General features: G+C 57.1%; 20 protein-coding genes. 10 read left to right on the top strand and 10 right to left on the bottom strand.

Translation table 11 applies throughout. From position 1 onward, the window contains the following. Positions 1–31 precede the first annotated feature (31 nt). The 7 genes from EDB95_RS19635 to EDB95_RS19605 form a co-directional block, all read right to left on the bottom strand. On the bottom strand, positions 32–520 hold the full coding sequence (locus EDB95_RS19635; protein WP_133996151.1) for a DinB family protein: 489 nt from the start codon (positions 518–520) through the stop codon (positions 32–34). Continuing rightward, positions 517–1,347 (bottom strand): phosphoribosyltransferase family protein, encoded by an 831-nt coding sequence (locus EDB95_RS19630; RefSeq protein WP_133996150.1) that lies wholly within the window; start codon positions 1,345–1,347, stop codon positions 517–519. Before EDB95_RS19630 ends, EDB95_RS19635 begins: the two co-directional genes overlap by 4 nt. A 104-nt stretch (positions 1,348–1,451) precedes the next feature. Beyond that, complete coding sequence (locus EDB95_RS19625; protein ID WP_133996148.1) at positions 1,452–2,096, bottom strand: DUF4291 domain-containing protein; 645 nt, start codon at positions 2,094–2,096, stop codon at positions 1,452–1,454. After that, the gene (locus EDB95_RS19620) at positions 2,093–3,571 is read right to left on the bottom strand and encodes a nicotinate phosphoribosyltransferase (protein ID WP_133996146.1); all 1,479 of its coding nucleotides are present in this window, start codon (positions 3,569–3,571) and stop codon (positions 2,093–2,095) included. The genes EDB95_RS19625 and EDB95_RS19620 overlap by 4 nt, the downstream gene beginning before the upstream one ends. 74 nt (positions 3,572–3,645) lie before the next feature. Beyond that, a complete protein-coding gene (locus tag EDB95_RS19615) occupies positions 3,646–4,362 on the bottom strand; it encodes an NUDIX hydrolase (RefSeq protein ID WP_211352164.1) in 717 nt (238 codons plus the stop codon). Positions 4,363–4,441: 79 nt separating this feature from the next. After that, positions 4,442–5,173 carry a metallophosphoesterase family protein gene (locus EDB95_RS19610; protein ID WP_133996142.1) on the bottom strand — a complete coding sequence of 244 codons (732 nt, stop codon included), beginning with the start codon at positions 5,171–5,173 and terminating at the stop codon, positions 4,442–4,444. Positions 5,174–5,177: 4 nt separating this feature from the next. Continuing rightward, positions 5,178–5,765: a TMEM175 family protein gene (locus EDB95_RS19605; protein ID WP_133996140.1), complete on the bottom strand. Its 588-nt coding sequence runs from the start codon at positions 5,763–5,765 to the stop codon at positions 5,178–5,180. Positions 5,766–5,798: 33 nt separating this feature from the next. Between EDB95_RS19605 and EDB95_RS19600 the strand changes: the two genes are divergently transcribed. Then, on the top strand, positions 5,799–7,001 hold the full coding sequence (locus tag EDB95_RS19600) for an MFS transporter (RefSeq protein ID WP_133996138.1): 1,203 nt from the start codon (positions 5,799–5,801) through the stop codon (positions 6,999–7,001). A 91-nt stretch (positions 7,002–7,092) separates the two neighbouring features. On the opposite strand, the gene EDB95_RS19595 is transcribed toward EDB95_RS19600, so the two are convergent. Both EDB95_RS19595 and EDB95_RS19590 read right to left on the bottom strand, forming a co-directional pair. Further along, positions 7,093–7,971: an oxidoreductase gene (locus EDB95_RS19595; RefSeq protein ID WP_133996136.1), complete on the bottom strand. Its 879-nt coding sequence runs from the start codon at positions 7,969–7,971 to the stop codon at positions 7,093–7,095. A 90-nt stretch (positions 7,972–8,061) separates the two neighbouring features. Next, a complete protein-coding gene (locus EDB95_RS19590) occupies positions 8,062–8,964 on the bottom strand; it encodes a helix-turn-helix domain-containing protein (RefSeq protein WP_133996134.1) in 903 nt (300 codons plus the stop codon). Positions 8,965–9,025: 61 nt separating this feature from the next. On the opposite strand from EDB95_RS19590, the gene EDB95_RS19585 reads away from it, so the two are divergent. The 9 genes from EDB95_RS19585 (at position 9,026) to EDB95_RS19545 (ending at position 16,679) form a co-directional block, all read left to right on the top strand. Then, a complete protein-coding gene (locus tag EDB95_RS19585; RefSeq protein ID WP_133996132.1) occupies positions 9,026–9,463 on the top strand; it encodes a VOC family protein in 438 nt (145 codons plus the stop codon). Positions 9,464–9,465: 2 nt separating this feature from the next. Further along, a complete protein-coding gene (locus EDB95_RS19580; RefSeq protein WP_133996130.1) occupies positions 9,466–9,702 on the top strand; it encodes a CBU_0592 family membrane protein in 237 nt (78 codons plus the stop codon). A gap of 175 nt (positions 9,703–9,877) precedes the next feature. Continuing rightward, on the top strand, positions 9,878–10,546 hold the full coding sequence (locus EDB95_RS19575) for a TetR/AcrR family transcriptional regulator (RefSeq protein ID WP_133996128.1): 669 nt from the start codon (positions 9,878–9,880) through the stop codon (positions 10,544–10,546). Positions 10,547–10,622: 76 nt separating this feature from the next. Continuing rightward, positions 10,623–11,876 (top strand): TolC family protein, encoded by a 1,254-nt coding sequence (locus EDB95_RS19570; protein WP_133996127.1) that lies wholly within the window; start codon positions 10,623–10,625, stop codon positions 11,874–11,876. Positions 11,877–11,888: 12 nt separating this feature from the next. Further along, positions 11,889–12,818, top strand: a complete 930-nt coding sequence (locus tag EDB95_RS19565) for an HlyD family secretion protein (protein ID WP_133996125.1) — start codon at positions 11,889–11,891, stop codon at positions 12,816–12,818. Positions 12,819–12,821: 3 nt separating this feature from the next. Next, the gene (locus tag EDB95_RS19560) at positions 12,822–13,712 is read left to right on the top strand and encodes an ABC transporter ATP-binding protein (RefSeq protein ID WP_133996123.1); all 891 of its coding nucleotides are present in this window, start codon (positions 12,822–12,824) and stop codon (positions 13,710–13,712) included. A gap of 3 nt (positions 13,713–13,715) precedes the next feature. Further along, positions 13,716–14,456, top strand: a complete 741-nt coding sequence (locus EDB95_RS19555; protein WP_133996121.1) for an ABC transporter ATP-binding protein — start codon at positions 13,716–13,718, stop codon at positions 14,454–14,456. A gap of 1 nt (position 14,457) precedes the next feature. Beyond that, positions 14,458–15,564 carry an ABC transporter permease gene (locus EDB95_RS19550; protein ID WP_133996119.1) on the top strand — a complete coding sequence of 369 codons (1,107 nt, stop codon included), beginning with the start codon at positions 14,458–14,460 and terminating at the stop codon, positions 15,562–15,564. Further along, a complete protein-coding gene (locus EDB95_RS19545; RefSeq protein WP_133996117.1) occupies positions 15,561–16,679 on the top strand; it encodes an ABC transporter permease in 1,119 nt (372 codons plus the stop codon). Before EDB95_RS19550 ends, EDB95_RS19545 begins: the two co-directional genes overlap by 4 nt. A gap of 6 nt (positions 16,680–16,685) precedes the next feature. Here EDB95_RS19545 and EDB95_RS19540 read toward each other — a convergent pair whose 3' ends face one another. Then, positions 16,686–19,697: an alpha-N-acetylglucosaminidase TIM-barrel domain-containing protein gene (locus EDB95_RS19540; protein ID WP_211352163.1), complete on the bottom strand. Its 3,012-nt coding sequence runs from the start codon at positions 19,695–19,697 to the stop codon at positions 16,686–16,688.

Raw genomic sequence — 19,697 nt, 5'->3', positions numbered from 1 at the left:
GTTATACCGATCGGTATTATTTTCCAAATTATTATTTCTTTTCCAGCCGCGACCACTGCCAAAGCAACCCCGACACCTCCGCCGGCAGCGGATACCCCAGTTGCCGGGCCGCCATCGTCAGCTGTCCCCGGTGGTGCGCCTCGTGTTCGATCATATAGTGCAGGAACTGGACCGCACCCGGACCAAAACCGGGCAGGACGTTCCCGTTGTCAAGACCCTTCCGGAACAGCTCCTCCATCGACCGGGCGCTTTTGTGCAAAGCGGCGATCAACCCCTTTGTCGTGACCGTTTTGTTATCCACCACCTCCGGTACCGGTAATTGCCACTTCCGGCCCAGGTGCCGGAGGTGGCTGCACCGGCAATTGTGGATATGCGCGCCGATCATCCGGACCGTCTTTTGTGCATACCCAGGGATCTTTTCCGTCCAGATCTGCGGTGGCAACGCTTCCAACAAGGCGATGTCCACCAGGTTGTTGATCGTCCACCCACGCAGGATCTCATCGGACAGTTCGTATGTCATAACAAAAAGTTGCTGATCGGAAACGTATGCACCCCTTCTACCAGCCTGTAAGAATCCGTTGTATAGATTTTGTCTATCCCGTCGATCACCGGTCCTTTGCTGAAGATACCGTGGCTGACCACCAACACGACCATCGCCGCTCCTTTCCCCTTCAACAACGCCGCGGTCCCTGCAAAAGTACCGCCCCCGTCACATATATCGTCCACAATCACGCAGGTCTTCCCCTCCAGGTCGTCCGCCGTCGTCTTGAAATGGGTCAGCGCACCCGTGCGCAAGTCCCGTTCCTTCATACACTCGACCACCTCCGCCGCGCCTAAAAAAGACGCCAGCTTGTGTATCTTTTTAAGCGCCCCCGCGTCCGGGGACACCAGGCAATACGGTTCCACCCCAAAGTCCTTTAAAGCCCCCTGCACAAACGTATGATTCGACACTGCATAAGACCGGTCGATCAACGCCGTGCTCACCTCCGAATGCGGATCGAAGATCTTCACCTTCCGGAACTGCGCCTGGTTCAGCACCTGCGCGACCACCTTCAGCGAGAACGGCTCACCGTCCAGCATCACCCGGTCCATCCGCGCCGCCAGCAGGTACGACACGTGTAGCTCGACGTGTTCGAATTCCAGGTAGTCCAGCGTGTTCTTGACGAACAAGACCGTCATCAGGTCGTTTGCATGACTCAACCGCGACAGGATCCGGACCGGGGTGGCCCGGTCGAGGGCTTTGATGGCCTCCATTTTTAGTTTTACGTGGGGTTGGCCGTCGGGGAAGACCATGGCGTGGAAAGGGATGTCCGAAAGGTTCGGGTATATCAAATTGAATGTGTACATGATGTTACGCGTTTTAAAATTTTAGCAAAAGATCGGTTGCCATTCCAACAGGGGAGGAAACCTTTTCCAATCAGAGCCTGCAATCAGCTCCAGCTCTTTGAGCCCTACCGGTTTGCAATGCCGATTCTTTTTTCCAGATCCGCATCGCCTATCGACCAAACCGTCTCAACCGGCACTTCAAGCAAATCGAGTCGACGGGCGTCGACATGTTGCTTCTGCACCCGGACAAAGTCGGTTATATCTTCGATACGATGGATTTGTTCTTTTGCGAAGCGTCCCAACGCCGAGGCCTTCAGACCCAGCTGGATGGCCCTGCGTGATTGCTTGACGCCGTACGGGTCGTGATCGGGGTCCCACTGCAGGCGTACGTCTTTGGATTCGAGGTCTTGCTTCCATGTTGTCGAATCGCTATAAAAGTCGGGATCGAACGCGGTGATGACGGCCTGGGATAAAATATCCCGCAATACGCCCTTGCTGATCCAAAGGGCAAGTACCCGCTCTTGATTGGGCTTTTCAGCCCAACCGCATCGGTACATCATCCAAAGGAAGTTGGGCTTGATCCATGACATCCGCTGATAACTATATTCGCTGCCGCCAAAGTATTGATGCCGGACGGCGAAGTCGGCTATCGAATGCTTATAAGCCTGGTAGACAACGACTTCTTCTGCCGTGTGTTGCGCGATGACCTGCTGGCCGGCGGGCGGCCAGCGATCGCGTAAAAGTGTATATTTTTCAATAGAGAGGTTCATGATAAATAAGTTTTCAATCGCTCACGGATCTCCGCCAACGACCGTTCCACCAGGAGTTTCCCGTCACGGAACACGGTCTTGAGCTCGCCCTGCCCCTCTTCCTCCCAGGTACAATCATTCTTCAATTCAAGCACCCCGCTAGCCGGGTTGCGGGTCACCTGCAAAAGCCCCCGGGCCGATTTCTTCGTACCATCATCGGTCTTGGGATCTTTAAAAATAGCGCGCCCTTCGCCGTTCACTTCGCCGTAGGTCGCTTTCATCGCAAACCCGAAGGTGTCGCGGGTGACGTATTCGTAGGTGTAGGAACCGATCCCCAGGACCACGTTGTAGCTGGCAAAACCCTTTTGCTGGAGGCCTTCCAGGATGGCGTGCTGTCTTTCGAGGGTGATGCTGTCGCCGTAGATCAGCCCGACGTGGGCGTCCAGGAGTTTGTACCCGCGAGGGGTAATGGTGCCGCCAAAGGTTTCCCAAAGACATTCGATGGCGCCCTTGTATTCGGGGCTGCCGGCGGGGGCGGCGGGATCGCCCACGATGATCTTTACCGGGTCACCGCTGTCGGGGCGGATGACGACCTTCCCGTTTCGGGCAAGGATGCGGTCCTTCAACTGGGGAAGAAAACCGGTGACGACCTGCCAGAAGTCCCAGGTGTCGCTGACGATGGAGACGATCCCCGCGGGGTACACGACGGTGATGAGGCGTTCGAAGGTACCGATTTCGTTGTCCTGGGTGCCCATGCACATGACGCTGTGTTCGGTCGCGGGTACGGAGCCCCCGATGAGTTCCTGCTCGCAGTCGGCGTTATAGTATTGTTCGAGAAAGTCGATGGCGGGTATGGTGTCCGTGCCGGTAAAGCTGAGCAGGTGACCGGCGCCGCTCATGATGGCGTCTTCGATCCCGCTCATACCGCGGAAAGAAAAGTCGTGACCCTGCCAGGGTACAAAGCTGAGATCGTCGCCCACTGTTTCCCGGGCATACTTTGTAAAGGTCCTCAGGTATTGGAAGGCGGTCGTGGCGGAGGTGCTGGGTTTCCAAAGCACGGCGCTCAACAGCGTCTCCAGCATATTGGTCAGCCAGAAAAATTCGGGTTTTGTGTTCCGGATCGTAAACAGGGGCACCCGGGGTGGCACCAGGGTTCCTTCGGGGAGCGCCTTGATCTCCAGCGGCAGATAGCCGAGGTCGTGCAGGTCGGCGATGTGCTGGTACGTGATGCTGTCTTTGCCTAAGTAGAAGTCCATGCGCCGGGCGTATTCCTTGAGGACTTCGGCCTTTGGCCGTTGAAAAAAACATTCGTCGAACTGGCGGATCAGGTATTCCTTGATGAAATACTGCAGCCCGAAAAACACGACGTCGTGGATGTCGTCGTTCCTGGATTTTCTCGGGGTAAGGTTGCTGTACACGAGGGTTGTCCCTTCAGGGTACTGGAACTTGTGGCCTACTTTGTAACCGTCCTTTAGTAAGATCGGAGAGGTTTTCATTGTGCGATGTTGTTTAGGTTAATGTTTGATTTGCGGCGGCGGACTAAGCGGACAATTTAGTCCGCCGCCGCAAATCAGTTAATTATTGGCCCTTCGGGCAGGGCGCCTCCGGCGCCCTTGAGTTTTAATCTTCTGTTGAATTTGTAAAGCTCCGGATGGCGGTTCTGCAACCCCTCCCGCTTCAAACCGGTGGGGAGCACATATTCGGAATCCAGGATCTTTCTGCGGAAGTTTCTCCGGTCGATCGTCGTGTCCAGGATGCACTCGAACAGCTCGTGGAGCTCAGTCATGGTAAAGAGTTCGTCCAGCAGCTCGAACCCGGCCGGATGGTAAAGGATCTTGGCTTTTAGCCTTTGCAGGGCGGTCGTGAAGATCTCATCGTGGTCGAAGCCCAAAAAGGGTCTTTTGTGCACAGGAAACCACTCCGCATCACCCGACTTGTGCCCGGTAGTGAACCGTTGCGGATTGACCAAAGCGTAATACGCCACCGAAATCGCGCGCCCCCTTGGGTCCCGGGAGGGTTCGTCAAATGTATAGAGTTGCTCCGTATAGAGGTCGTCCATCCCGAGCTTTGTCCTCAGGACCCTGGAACAGGCGTCCCCGAAGCGTTCTTCCATACCCAGAAACACACCGGGCAGCGTCCACTTTCCTTTGAAGGGTTCTTCGTTCCTTTTTAACAAGAGCACCGACAAGGTCCGGTCGTTATAACCGAATACCACGACGTCCACGGCTAAGGAAGGGTTCTTGTAGGAGGAAAAAGAAGGCACTTTGTTTGCGTTATTTTGACGCAAACTAAAACATTTTACGTTACCCGCAAAGAAAATTTTCATCGCGGCGGTGACGGGGTGACGGGGACGGGGCGACGCCCCTTTACGGATTCCGCCCCTTCTCCTCCGGGTACAACCCTTGCACCACCTCGCTTTGCCAAAATTGATAGGTATCCACGTTCATGGCGGTCAACCGGCCGGTAAACGCCGCGCCCGTGTCCAGGTTCCACACATTACAGGCGTGCATGGGCAAGGTCTGGTCAAAATTGGTCGTGGGCGTATGCCCGATAAAGACTTCGGAGAAACGGGTCAGCCTTTTCGGGTACCGGTTGGAATCGGCCGTCAACGCCGGATCGGTCGCCAGGGCCAGCTCCCAAAGGGTCCGGTCCCAGGTAAGGGTGGCCAGGAAGTGCTCTCCTTCCGGCCCTTGCTGTGAGGTAAACCCGGCATGTACAAAAAGCCGGTTGTTTTCATCGACATGATAGAGGCTCATCCGCCGGAAAAAAGAAAGATGTTGTTTCCGCCGGGTCTTTGTCAGCTGCGCATAGCTTTCGACCGTGGCCAACCCGCCGTGCATCAGCCAGTTGACGTCGGGGAGCAGCCCGTCCAGCCATTCCTCGCACCATACGTCGTGATTTCCTTTCAGGAAAATACAGGAATAACGCTTCGCCAGCTCCATCAGGTATTCGATCACCTCCGCCGACTCCGACCAGCCGTCCACGTAGTCCCCCAAAAAGACGAGGGTATCGTCCTTGCGCAGCTCCAGCCGCCCGATCAAAGGAGTAAGTGCCCTAAAGGCGCCGTGGATATCACCGATGACAAAAGTGCGCGCCATACAACTAATCGTTCTTTGCCCTCCCAACCCTTTTTTCGATACGGGGATCGGGTATAAACCAAACGACCGCCACGACCCAATACAAACACAAGGCGGCAATGGGGCTGACAAAAGATATACCGATCGCGCAGGCATAGACGACGACGGACAAAGTTCCCTTACGGTCGTTTCCTATAGCCTCGGCCAGGGTGGTATTGTGACCCGCACAACGGATCAGCATCCGCGAGAGGATGTTGTAGGCAAGGCCTGCCATAATGAGGATAAAACCATAAAGGGCAACGGGACCGCGGCTAAAATGACTTCCCCCCATCCATTCGGTCACAAAGGGGACCAGGGACAGCCAGAACAACAGGTTCAGGTTCGCCCAAAGGACGCCACCGTCGATCTTGTCCACCACGTAGAACATGTGGTGGTGGTTGTTCCAATAGATCCCCACATATACGAAGCTGAGCACATAGCCAATAAAAAGTGGAGCGGCCCCCATCAGGTCTTTTAACTGGTCCCCGTGCGGGACGTGTAGTTCCAGAACCATGATCGTGATGATGATGGCGAACACGCCATCGCTAAAGGCTTCCAGGCGACCTTTTTTCATAGGACCGAAGATACTGTATCTTTGCTTCCTCAGATGGACCAGCCTACCCCCTCCCTCCGCCGCCTAAGAATCGCCAACGCCGTGTTCTTTTTCCTGTCCGGGTTTGGATACTCCTCCTGGGCGTCCCGCATCCCCTCGATGCAGTACAAGCTCCACCTTAACGAGGCGCAGCTGGGCGCCGTTTTGTTCGCCCTTCCCATCGGCCTGATGATGACGATGCCCCTGACCGGTCGTCTGCTGGGCCGTTTCAACAGCCGAAGCATCCTCCTGATCGGCGTACTCATCTTTAACGTGATGCTGGGTTTCGCGGGATTTTCCAGCCAGACCTGGCAATTGGTGGCCATCCTGTTTTGTTTCGGATCGGCGCGGAACCTGTTCAATATTTCCCTCAATGCCCAGGCCGTGGGCGTACAGGGGCTTTTCCAACGGTCCATCATGACGACTTTCCACGGGATCTGGAGCCTCGCGGGTTTTGCCGGGGCGGGTCTGGGGTACCTCATGGTCAACTACAACGTGTACACGTCCTGGCACCTCCTGGCGGTGAGCATCGCCATGACCATAACGACCTTTCTCGCCTACCCCTACCTGTTGCACGACAAGCCCACCCCATCCAACGAGAAAAAACCATTGTTTTCGCTCCCGGACAAACACCTCCTGAATTTTAGTTTTATCTGTTTTGCCTCGATGGCCTGCGAAAACACCATGTATGACTGGAGCGGCATCTATTTTCGCAAAGCCGTTGGCACGTCCAAGGCGGAAGCCACCGCGGCCTTTGCCGTATACATGATCGCCATGACCACCGGACGGTTTGCGGGCGACCGGATCGTCGGCCGTTTCGGCATCAAATCCCTTCTAAGGATCAGCGGCGTCCTGATCTGCTCCGGTCTTCTCCTGGCGGCCATCGTCCCCTACCCGCTGGTGGCGGGCGCAGGTTTTATCGCCGTGGGCCTTGGTGTTTCGTGTATCGTCCCCCTGGTCTTTAGCATGGCGGGCAAATCCACGACCATGAGCAGCGGCCCCGCCCTGGCCGCCATCTCCACCGTGGGCTACCTGGGCTTTCTCATCGTCCCGCCCCTGGTGGGCTTTGTCGCGCAGGTATTGTCGCTCCGCTGGTCCTTTGGGATCATCGGGTTGCTGGGTGCGCTCATCGTCTACCTGGTCTCCAGGATCGGGCGGGAGCAACCGGGCGAGCCACCGGTGGCGGCGACGCCGATACAGGTGGTGCCGGGGGCATAATGCAGCGCGCGGCCACGACCCGCGGGCCGCGGACCGTGCTCGCCGACACATCCCCCGCGGGACGGGGCCGCCGCCGGTGCGAGTGCGGGGCCTAGCGCGCCATCTGCGCGTCCGGTATCACAGCAGGCGCCACGTCGGGATAATCCGCGCCGAGCGTCAGTTCCTTTACAGCTTCTACATTCTCCCGAAGCATATCCAGCTTTTTGTTGATCATGTCATACGCGAGCCTCCCCAGCGGCAACCGCAGGTAGGGCAGGTTCTCGCTGACCGCCTGGATAACGGCCTCGCCTGCCCGCACAGGATCACCCTGTTGGTTCCCGCTCCGGGCCGCGGTCCCCTCGATGCGTGCACCCACGACGGGTATATAGTCTTCTATGACGGGCGACGTAGCGATGATGGAACGACCCGCCCAGTCGGTGCGGAAGGGTCCGGGCTCGACGATCAGGACCTTGATCCCGATGGGCGCCAGCTCTATGGACAGCGATTCGGACAAGCCCTCCACGGCAAACTTGCTCGCATGGTAAAACCCGGAGGCGGCAAAGCTCACCAGGCCGCCAATCGAAGAATAGTTAACGATATGTCCTTTGCGGCGGGCACGCATGCCGGGTAAGGCGGCCTGGATGGTGTACAGCGTCCCGTAAAAGTTGGTGTCCATCTGTTCCCGGATCTTTTCTTCCTCCCCCTCTTCAATGCTCGAAAGGTATCCATATCCCGCGTTGTTAACCAAGACGTCGATGTGTCCGAAGGCCGCCTCGGCTGCTGCGACCGCCGTCTTTACCCCGGCCTTGTCGGTGACGTCCAGCGCCAGGGCGAGCGCCCTTCCTTCGTTTCCGTGGACCAGGTCCTGGATCGTTTCCGGGCGACGAGCGGTGACGACGGCCCTCCAGCCCCTGGACAGGATCAATTTGGCCAGCTCCCGGCCAAAGCCCGTGGAGCAGCCCGTGATAAACCAGACAGGTGACTCATTCATAGTTGTATATTTTTTGAGCAAAAATAAGGCGCACCCCGCGGGAGCGGGTAGCCCAAAGCAAACAAACCATTGCGAAATTCAAACACCCTCTCAGGCCCGGAACTCAGTGGGCCGCATATTCGTGTGCTTGCGGAAGAAGTTATTGAAATGCGCCGGCTCTTCAAACCCGAGCCCGTACGCCACCTCGGACACGTTCCAGTCCGTGTGCCTCAGGAGCGCTTTTGCTTCCTGCACCAACCGTTCGGCAATGAGCACGGTTGTCGTCTTCCCGGTGACTTCCTTCAGGGCCCGGTTGAGGTGGTTGACATGGACCGCGAGCTGGCCCGCAAAATCAGAGGCGGTGCGCAGGCGTACCTGTTGCTGGGGCGTCTCTATCGGGAACTGGCGCTCCAGGAGCTCGACAAAAAGCGTGGAGATCCGCATCGACGCGTTGGCATGCTGGTAATGGGTGGTCACCGGCTCCATCTTTTGGGCATGGTGAATCAGCTCGAACACGTAATTGCGCAAGGCGTCGTATTTGTATACATACTCGGAAGCAATCTCCGTCATCATCCGGAGAAAGATGTCCGTAACGACCTGGGTATGGTCTTCATCCAAAATAAAAATGGGATGTCCGCCCGGGCGGAACACAGGGAGGTCCTGGAGACGCGCGCCCCAGGAACGGCTCATAAAGGATTCGGTAAAGATGCAAAAGTACCCGCTTTGGTCCCCCTCCTCCAGGGCCTCTACCTGGTAGGGCACCTGCGGATTGGCAAACAAAAGCGCCTTTCCCCGGATCTCCAGGCTCTTGTCCGCATAGTGAAAACGGTTGTTGCCGATCATCAGGCTGATCTTATAATACTCCCGGCGGCTGTAGGGCGCCGGTTTGGCACGGGGGCCGCAAAATTCGTCCCGTTTGAACACGTTGAAGTGCCCGATCTCGTTTTGGAGGTTGGTGGGCACCCAGGACAATTTGTTCTTATAGAAGTCTTCCAGCGTTTCGATGGTGGGCATAACCCGAAATTACGAAAATCAAATAAATTAAATCCGTACTTTTATCCATAAACCCACATCCATGCGCTTCCCCGTTGCGATTGCTTTTCTTTTCCTTGGCTCCGGCCTCCACGCCCAGGTTGCCCATATCAACCACATCACCGTCTATGGCACAGACCTCAAACGAGCCTCGGACTTCTACCACGACGTGATGGGGTTTGACACCATCCCCGAGCCCTTTCACGACGGCCGCCACACCTGGTTCCGCATCGGCCCCCACCAGGAGCTCCACGTCGTCTCCGGTGCCAAAGCCGACGAGCCCCACCACGTAGACGTCCACATGGCCTTTAGCGTATCCGACATCGCGGATTTTGCCAAACGCCTCGACAAGGCCGGTGTCCCTTACGGTGGTTGGAACGCCACCGATAAAAAACCCACCCGCCGGCCCGACGGCGTGCTCCAGATCTATTTCCAGGACCCCGACGGCTACTGGATCGAAGTCAATAACGACCGTTTCTAACCATGCCCATTATAGATATCATCGGCTGGCTGGGGTCCGCCCTGGTCGTGTTTGCCTACGCCATGAATATGTTCGGGCGGATGAAGGCGGAAAGCCTACCCTATTACCTGCTGAATATCAGCGGGAGTGCGTGCCTGATCGTCAATACTTATTATCATCATGCCATTCCATCGGCGGTGGTCAACGTCATTTGGGTGGGGCTGGCCGTCTGGGCCATGGTCCGGCCGAGGGGGAAGTAACCCCTGGCGGGGTGCCTCTGGCCCTGGCGGGCAGCCCGTCGCCCGGGGAGGGCGCCGGTCGGTGCGCGTTTGGTGTAGGTCTGTCAATGGCGCCGAAAATAATTTTAATCATTTGATTAAATAATTTGTTTAAATCAAAACCCAAACTATCTTTGTCCTAACAAATCAATGCGACGTGGCGACAGAAGGAAAGCCGAAAAAGGCGCCGGCGAAAAAACCCAGGGCTCCAAAGGACAAGGACCAATCCACCGAAGAAAGGATTAAGGAGGCGGCACGGAAACTTTTTACGCAAAAAGGTTTTGCGGCCACCCGGACCCGGGACATCGCGGAAGAGGCGGGGATCAACCTGGCGTTGCTGAACTACTACTTCCGGAATAAAGAGAAGCTCTTTAACATCATCATGTGGGAAAATATGCAGCTCTTTTTGGGGGTGATCCTACAGAATATGGAGAACAAGAACATGACTATGGAAGAAATGCTCTCCTTTGTGGCGGACGCCTATATTAATATGCTCCTGAAAAATCCTGACCTCCCGTTTTTTGTCCTGAGCAATATCGCCAACGACCCGTCGGGGGAAATCAATAATTCGGGGTTCATGGACCGGTTGAGCAGCCTGCGGAACACGTTCTTTGCCCGGTTTGGGGAAGCGGCGCAAAAAGGAGAATTCAAAGACGTCCACCCGCTGCACCTGATGGCCAACCTGATGGGGATGATCATCTTCCCCTTTTTGGGGAAGCGGCTGCTGACCTTCCGCTTCGGTCTTTCAGAAGAGGAATTCGTGCAACTCATGGAAGAGCGGAAGAAGATGATCCCGGGATGGATGATGCGGATGTCGGCGGCCTGAATGCGGCGGATTTTTCCGCCTTTTTTTGGAACTTCTGTTAATCAAATGATTAAAACAAGATATTAAAAACTCGCGTATGCTACGACAAATCTTTATCCTCCTCTTCATCGCGACAGCCAGTGCGGGAGCGAGCGCGCAGCCGCTGACCCTGCAAGAATGCTACACCCTGGCCGAAGCCAACTACCCCCTCACGCACCAGCGCGGCCTGATCGCCAAAACGGAAAGCTACACCATCGACAACCTGTCGAAGGGCATCTATCCACAGCTTGCGGTGAGCGGATCGGCGACCTACCAATCGGACGTCACGAGCGTGTCCATACCGGGATACAACATCCCGACGGTCTCCAAGGATCAGTATCAAGTCCACGGCGAGGTGTCGCAAACCCTCACGGACTTTGGCATTACGCAACGCAAAAAGCAAATCAGCCGTACGGACGCCGCCGTCCAGGAAGAGAACCTGAACGCCCAATTGTACGCGCTGAAGGACAGGGTAAACCAGCTGTTTTTCGGAATCCTGTTGATCGACGGACAACTGGAGCAAAATGACCTCTCGGTGGCCAATATCCAGACGGGGATCGACAAGGTGCAGGCGGCCATCGCCAACGGGACGGATTTTCACTCCAGCCTTGCCAAGCTGCAGGCTGAGCTGCTGACGACGGACCAGCACGCCATCGAGCTACGGGCGTCACGCCGGGCTTATACGGACATGCTTGGATTGTTCCTGGACCGGACGCTGGACGACAGCGCTCAGCTGGTGAAACCCGGGACGCCGGACATGAACGACTCCATCAACCGGCCGGAAGTAAGGTCGTATGATTTGCAGATCCAATCCTATAAGGACCAGTTGCAGCTGACCCGGGCGAACCTCTTCCCCTCGTTGAGCGCTTTTTTCCAGGGCGGATACGGGAAGCCAAATCCGGTCAATGTCCTGGCGCCGAACTGGTCGCTTTATTACATCACGGGGTTGAGGCTGAGCTGGAACATCGGCGGGTTGTACACCTACCGCAAAGACCGCCTCACGAGCCACAACAACGAGGCGATGGTGGAAGCGGACCGAAATACTTTTCTTTTCAATACCCAGATGACCCTGCATCAGCAAAACGCCGACGTACGCCGCTACGAAGCCCTGGTTAACTCGGACGACGAGATCATCCGGCTCCGGCAGTCGGTGACCAAGACGTCGGCGGCCCAACTGGCGAACGGTGTGCTGAGCGCCAACGACTACCTGCTGGACGTCAATGCGGAGGCGCAGGCCCGCCAGGACCGGGTCGTCCACCAGATACAAATGCTCATTTCCGAATACGATCATAAAACTACTTCAGGCAACTAAAACTGTATACTCATGCGACACATCACTTTTCTCACATTGGCGCTTGGATTGGCCGCCTGTGGTTCGAACCGGCTCAAGAGCGATGCTTCGGGTGTTTTCGAATCCGACGAGGTCATCGTCTCGGCAGAACAAAACGGGAAGATCCTGGACTTTACCCTGCAGGAAGGCGACTCCCTGGCAAAGGGCGAGGTCATCGGCCAGATCGACGTCAAGGGGCTCGTCCTTCAAAAAGAACAGGTCCAGGCCACCATTACCGCCCTGGCGCAAAAGACGACCAACCCCGCTCCCCAAAGCCTTTTCGTACAACGCCAGCTGGACGTCACCAAGGCCCAGCTTGCCCAGCAATACCGCGAAAGGACGAGGACCCAGAACCTCCTCAAGGCGGACGCCGCCACCCAGAAACAGCTCGATGACATCAACGCGGGCATCGACCAGCTCGAAAAACAAGCGGCGGTGTATGAACAACAACTGAAGCTGGACCAGTCCAATATCGCCACCCAGAACCGGACGGTCTATGCGGAAAAAAATCCGTTGGAAAAATCGGCCGCCAATTACCAGGACCAGATCGACAAGGGGCAAATCGTCAATCCACTGACGGGGATCGTGTTGACGAAATATGCTTTTGCCGGGGAAATGGCCACAACGGGCAAAGCCCTGTATAAGATCGCCAACCTGGATACCATCACACTGCGGGTGTATGTCACCGGGCCACAACTCACCGGTTTGCGGCTTGGACAAACCGTCCAGGTGTTTGCAGACAAGGGGACCGGGGAATATCAACCCTACAGCGGCTTTATATCCTGGATTTCCGACAAGGCCGAATTCACGCCGAAGACCATCCAAACCCGGGATGAGCGCGCCAATCTTGTCTATGCGATCAAGATCCGCGTCAAAAACGACGGTCTGCTCAAACTCGGCATGTATGGGGAAGTAAAATTCTAAGCCATGATCACCCTCGACCAAATCTCCAAGACATTCAACAAAGGCACCGTGCAGGCCGTACAGGATGTTTCCTTCCAGGTAGAGGAGGGCGCGCTTTTCGGTCTCATCGGACCGGACGGGGCAGGGAAAACAACACTCTTTCGCATCCTGACCACCCTCCTGCTGGCAGACAAGGGCCACGCTACGGTTGACGGCCTGGATGTGGTAAAGGACTATGCGAAAATCCGGGAGCGCGTGGGGTACATGCCCGGCCGCTTTAGCCTTTACCAGGACCTCACCATTGCGGAGAACATCCACTTCTTTGCCACCGTGTTCGGAACGACGCTCCAGGAAAACTATGACCAGATTAAGGACATTTACCAGCAGATCGAACCCTTCAAGGACCGGCGTGCGGGTAAGCTTTCCGGCGGGATGAAACAAAAGCTGGCGCTTTGCTGCGCCCTGATCCACCAACCCCGGGTCCTCTTTCTGGACGAACCCACCACGGGTGTGGACGTCGTTTCCCGCAGGGAATTCTGGGACATGCTGGGCAAGCTGAAGGAAAGGGGCATGACGATCCTGGTCTCCACGCCCTATATGGACGAAGCCACGCTTTGCGACCGCATCGCCCTGATCCAAAAGGGGAAGATCCTGTCCATCGATACGCCCCAGGGCATTGTCGATTCCTTCCCCGGGACGCTGTACTCCATCCGCTCCGCCCAACCCTTCAAGGTACTCCAGGACGTCCGGACCTTCCCGGGCACGAAAACCTGTTTTGCCTTTGGGGAGGCGTTGCATGCCACTTTCGAGGGAGACCTGAAAGACTACCTGGAGGCTAAAGGGCATAAAAATGTAGACATCGCGGAAATAAAGCCCTCTATCGAAGACTGTTTTATCCATCTTTTAAAAGACTAAGCCATGGCACCCGTGATCACGACACAAAAACTCACCAAACGCTTCGGGAGCTTCGTGGCCTGTAACGAACTCACCTTCCAGGTGGACAAAGGGGAGATCTTTGGCTTCCTGGGCGCCAACGGGGCAGGCAAAACCACCGCGATGCGCATGTTATGCGGCCTGCTCGCACCCACCTCGGGGGACGCCACCATCGCCGGTTTTGACGTCTATACCCAAACGGAGCGCATCAAACGCCGGATCGGCTACATGAGCCAGAAGTTCTCCCTCTACGACGACCTCACCGTGACCGAGAACATCCGCTTTTATGCCGGTATCTACGGGATGTCCACCGCACAGATCCGGTCCAAGACCAAAACCCTGTTGGAAGAGCTCCAGCTCCAAAACGAAGCAAAGACGCTGGTCCGGGAGCTGCCCCTGGGGTGGAAACAAAAGCTGTCTTTTTCCGTCTCCATCGTCCACGACCCCGACATCGTTTTCCTCGACGAACCGACCGGTGGCGTCGACCCCGTCACCCGCCGGCAGTTCTGGGACCTCATTTACCACGCCGCAGACAAAGGCGTCACCGTCTTTGTCACGACCCACTACATGGACGAGGCCGAATACTGCAACAGGGTCTCCATCATGGTCGACGGGGTGATCGCCGCCCTCGACAGCCCCGGCGGTTTGAAACAACAATTTGCCTGCGCGAATATGGAAGAGGTGTTCTACCAGCTCGCCAGGAACGCAAAACGTAAAGCCGATTAATATGAAACAATTAATTGTCTTTGTACAAAAAGAATTCCTGCACGTCTTCCGGGACCGCAAGACGCTCCTGATGCTATTTGGCCTGCCCATCGCGCAGATCGTGCTTTTTGGCTTTGCCCTCTCCAACGAGATCAAGAATTCGAAGATCGTCGTGGCCGACTATTCCAAGGACCCGGTGACCACGGAGCTGACGCAGGAGATCGGATCCAGCCGCTATTTCAAGGTCACCCGCGCCCTCGAAAGCGCGGACCAGATCGACGCGGCTTTTAAAAGGGGCGACATCAAGATGGCGGTCGTTTTCCCCGCACACTTTTCAGACGACCTGACGCATACCGGGACAGCCACCCTGCAGGTAATCGCCGATGCCTCGGACCCCAACCAGGCCACCACGGTCACCAACTACCTGACCGAGATCGTCGGCTCCTATAATGCCGGTCTGGCCCAGGCATCCGGACAACCCCTCCAGATCGGCACCCAGGTCAGGATGCTCTATAACCCCGAACTCAAAGGCGCGCCCAACTTCGTCCCCGGGGTCATGGCGCTCGTCCTCATGCTGGTGTGCACCATGATGACCTCGGTCGCCATCGTCCGGGAAAAAGAGCTCGGCACCATGGAAATCCTGCTGGTCTCCCCTTTCAAGACGGTCTACATCATCATTTCGAAACTGATGCCCAACCTCATCATTTCGATCATCAATCTTTTTATCATCCTGGCGCTGAGCGACGTTTTCCTCGACCTCCCCGTCAAAGGAAGCGTCTGGCTCCTCCTGCTGGCCAGCTTCTTTTTTATCCTGACGTCCCTGTCCATCGGCTTGTTGCTCTCCATCAACGCCAAGACCCAACAGGCCGCCATGATGAACAGCCTGATGGGCATGATGCTGCCCACCATGCTCCTGACGGGTTTTCTTTTCCCCATAGAAAACATGCCGCTCCCCCTGCAATGGCTATCCAACCTCGTCCCCTCCCGCTGGTACTTCATCATCGTCAAGCGGGTCATGCTCAAAGGCCTTGGCTTCGCCACCGTTTGGAAAGAAACCCTGATCCTGGCGGGAATGTCCCTTGCCCTGTTAACCATAAGCCTCCGGAGATTTAAAACCAGATTGCAATGAGAACGTTCCTTTTCCTGCTGGAAAAAGAATTCCGGCAAATGCTGCGCAACCGCCAGCTGCTTTCGATCCTCCTGATCGCGCCCCTGATCCAGCTCATCCTGCTGCCCCTGGCCGCCGATTATACCGTGAAGAATATTGCCATGGCCGTCGTGGACCAGGACCATTCCCCGTCCAGCCGCAGGCTCATCGAAAAGATCACCTCTTCCGGTTATTTCAAGCTGACAGGGTACACCGCCTCCTACAACGAAGCACTCGCCCTCGTCCAACGCGACAAGGCGGACCTCGTGCTCCAGATCCCCGCTCACTTCGAACGCGACCTCGTCAAGGAAAACGCAAAGGACCTCTACATTTCGATCGATGCCATCGAAGGCACGAAGGCCAACCTTGGCGGGGCGTACCTGTCGAGCATCGTGAGCGATTTCAATAGCGAGATACGTCTCCAGTGGCTGGGGCCTGCCGCCCCTGACGCCACGCCCCAGGTCACCGTCGCCCCCGCCAACTGGTACAACGCTTTGCTAAACTATCACCTCTACATGGTCCCCGCCATCCTGGTCACCCTCGTCACCGCGATGGCGACGATGCAGTCGGCGTTCAATATTGTCCAGGAAAAAGAAAGCGGCACCATCGAACAAATCAACGTCACCCCTATCCGCAAACACTGGTTTATCCTCGGCAAACTGATCCCGTACATGGTACTCAGCATCATCGTCTTTACCCTGGGTCTGCTGGCGGGCTGGGCGTTTTACGGGATCGTGCCCGTCGGCAACCTCCTCACCCTATATGGCGCGCTCATCGTTTATTTGTTCGCCATGCTGGGCATGGGGCTGTTGATCTCCACCTACTCCGCAACGCAGCAACAAGCCATGAGCCTTTCGTTCTTTTTCATCAATATTTTCAACCTCATGAGCGGCATATTCACGGCCGTGGACAGCATGCCCGACTGGGCGCAATACATCGTCGAGACTTTTCCCCCTTCCCACTTTATCAAGATCATGCGGATGGTCGTCCTCAAAGGAAGCGATTGGTCAGACATAGGCTATCACCTGGGCGCCATGGCGCTCATCGGGCTCGGGCTCAATGTGTGGGCAATACTGAATTACCGGAAGACGGTCTAGGGTCGTTTACCGCGGCACCCACTTATTATCCCTCAACCAATCCGCCATCCTTACAGGCCAGTCCTGAACCGACCAAAGGTCGTTGCGGTACCCCATGTTAAACCCATGACTGCCGTGGGCATAGAGGTGAACCTCCACCGGCACCCCCGCCGCGCGATACGCGGTCATCAACCGCATGATGGACGGGGAACAACAGGTATCGTCGTCCGCCGCTACCAGGAACGCGGGCGGCGCATTGGCGGACACGCGATCGGGAATGCCCAGGGGGCCGGGGTAGACCAGCATGGCAAAGTTGGGCCGCGCGCTTAGCCGGTCGACGGGGTCTGCGGCGGTGGGGTCGCCGGCAACGGGGCCGCCGGAGCCCGACGGGCCGCCGTCGCTATACGCCGCGAGAGCCGCCGTTTCCCCTCCGGCGGAGAACCCAAGGATCCCTACGCGAGCGGTATCGATCCCCCACTCGCCTGCGTGGGCGCGGATATAGCGCATAGCGCGGTATACATCGGCGCGGGTATCGCGGTCGAAGGTATAGATCGAGTCTTCGCGGAAAAGGCGGTACTTCAGGACGAACGCCGTAACGCCCAGGCTATTCAGGAAAACCGCCGGGTCACGGCCCTCGCCGTTATAGACCAGCAAGCGGTGCCCGCCCCCGGGACAGATGAGCACGGCGGTGCCGTTGGCTTTGCCGGGCGGGGGCGCATAGACGGTCACGGAGGGGTTGTGGATGTTTTTTACCCAATAATCTTTTGCCTGCTCGGGTTGGTCGCGAAGGCGTTCAAAACCGGGGGCACCCCCAGGCCAGAGGGGGATGCGCAACGGACCGGCCAGCCGCCAGGTGTCCATATACTTGTGGTAGAGTTCGACGGCCACCTCGACAGGGTCGCCAACCGGCTGGTCGGGATAGGGATCGTGCTTGTTGACCCAGTCCCATTCCCAGTCGCGGATGCGAAGGCCGAAGGCGTCGATGTCGATCTTTTTGTGTTGCTCCAGGCTGTCGATGGCTTCGGCAAAAAATTTCGCCCAGCGGGGTTTATAAAAGTCGCGGATCAAACCGGACCATTGTTTGCAGGCGTATTCGTGGAGGGGCGAATTTTTGTCGCCCCAAAGGGTGATGAGGTCGCGGGCGTTCCGTTCATAGAGGTCGGCTTCGGCGGGGTTGGTGCCCCAGGCGCGGGCGGTGTTGAGCCAGGGGCCCAGCAGGAAGTCCTTGCGCGTGGCGAGCAGCCGGTCGATGTCGTCGAGCAATTCGAGGAAACGCGTGCTGCGGTCCCGGAGCAAAATAACGTTCCGTTCCCTATAGGCTTCCGCACAGGATTGTTGTAACGTGTCCGCGTAGTCGGCGAGCACCTGGCGCGTGAGGTCCACGAGGTCGTACCGGTAGCCTTCGCTTCCCCGGAGCGTCGATGCCGATCCGATCAGGGCAGTCCAGGCGGGCCAAAGGTCTTGGGGCGCATAGGAGGCACCGCCGGTGTTGGACCACTCGGCGCTTTTTGCCCAGGTAGGCCGCCCCGTGAGGATGGATTCCGGGGCGCCATCCCGCTGGCGGCCGTTGTACACCGTCCGGGACAATATCGCCCAGGCGCTGTCTGCGCCTGCATCTTCCTGACCATAGCGGCGGCGGGCATAGTCCTTTAGCCAGGCGTCCAGGTCGATGGGCTCTTTACTCCAGGTATTGTCGAGCATCAGCTCATACAGGGCGGGGTTTTGTTCGATGGCTTCGGGTGTAAGACCGATCCCCGACAGCTTGCCGGCGTTCGGATCGGCCAGGGCAGAGGCGGGTCCGGCCGCGACGGTCGGCATGCGTCCGAAAAGACCGGTGTTCCCGCCAAAATTGTGGAGCATACACCAGATCCAGGGTTTCCCATAATAGGCGTCGGTCTTGCCCCAAACAGGAAAAGTCTCCGACCATAGGTCCAGGATGATCATCCGGTCGTCGGGCACGGCCTTGAGCAACGCCTTTACCTGGGTGGGTTTCCAAAAAGAAGCGTCGTTGACAAAGAGCCAGCCTTGCATGACCCAAACAGCTTTTGGATCCCCCGACGCCATCGCGCCAAAGACCTTCCGGCTGATATTGCTGAGGAAAAGTGAATCGTTCGACGGCGGCACGTTCTCGTTAAACGTATCCGCGGAATACAGGTGATCGGTCCCGTAAGTTTTGACCTCTTCTTCCAGGAAGCGGCGGCCGATCTCCGTAAAGTGGGGATCACCCGGGTCCAGGATGTATACATCTCCAAAACCCGCACCCCAGTTGGTCTTGCGCAGTTTTGCTTCGGGGAAGCGCTCCTGGAAGGCGGGAGGGACGTGTCCGGTAAAGGCAGGCAGGACGGGCGTCATCCCGAAGGAGCGTTCCCGGGCCAGGATTTGTTTTTGCAAGGCCTCGTGGGTTTGCATCCAGCTGTCCGGCAGGGGCCCACCCCACCCGTCGAGGTTCCCCATCCAAAACCAGTTGAAGTAGGCGGGGCCGCTAAAAAAGCCTTCCAGCTCCTTATCCGTAAAGCCAAGGCTTTTGTATACGCGTTTCCAGATGACGTTCTGCCCCGTGAGGGCGAGGGGCATGTTGATGCCGTTGAGGGCCATCCAATCGATTTCCCATTGCCAGCGTTTCCAGTCCCACCAGCTGGCGGAATAGTTGAAGGTGCAATAGTTGAGGTAATAGCGATAGGTATAGGGGGTTTCCTTGCGGACCTTTTCCGGGACGGCCGGGAGGACGTCGGGAAGGTTCAACTGGGTTCCGTTCCAACCGATGTCGCAATGGCCGTACGTCTTCAGGTAATAGCCGAGGGCGCTGGCGGCGGCTACGCCGGTGCTGCCCTTCAGCACGATCTTGCCACCCGCGCTTTCGAGCTCGAAAACGTCTTTGCCGTTCTCCTTTGGGATACGCATGACCGTAAAGTCATGGGCGTGCGCGGGGAGGACCCGCGCGACCAGGTCGTAGACGGCGCGGACCTGGGGGTCAGGGGTTTGCGCGACCGCTGTGCCGCACAAAAGGATCGCCAATACTATAGGACAAAGTTTTGACAT

Source organism: Dinghuibacter silviterrae (assembly GCF_004366355.1).
GTDB lineage: Bacteria > Bacteroidota > Bacteroidia > Chitinophagales > Chitinophagaceae > Dinghuibacter > Dinghuibacter silviterrae.
This window is presented reverse-complemented; position numbering and strand designations above follow the sequence as displayed.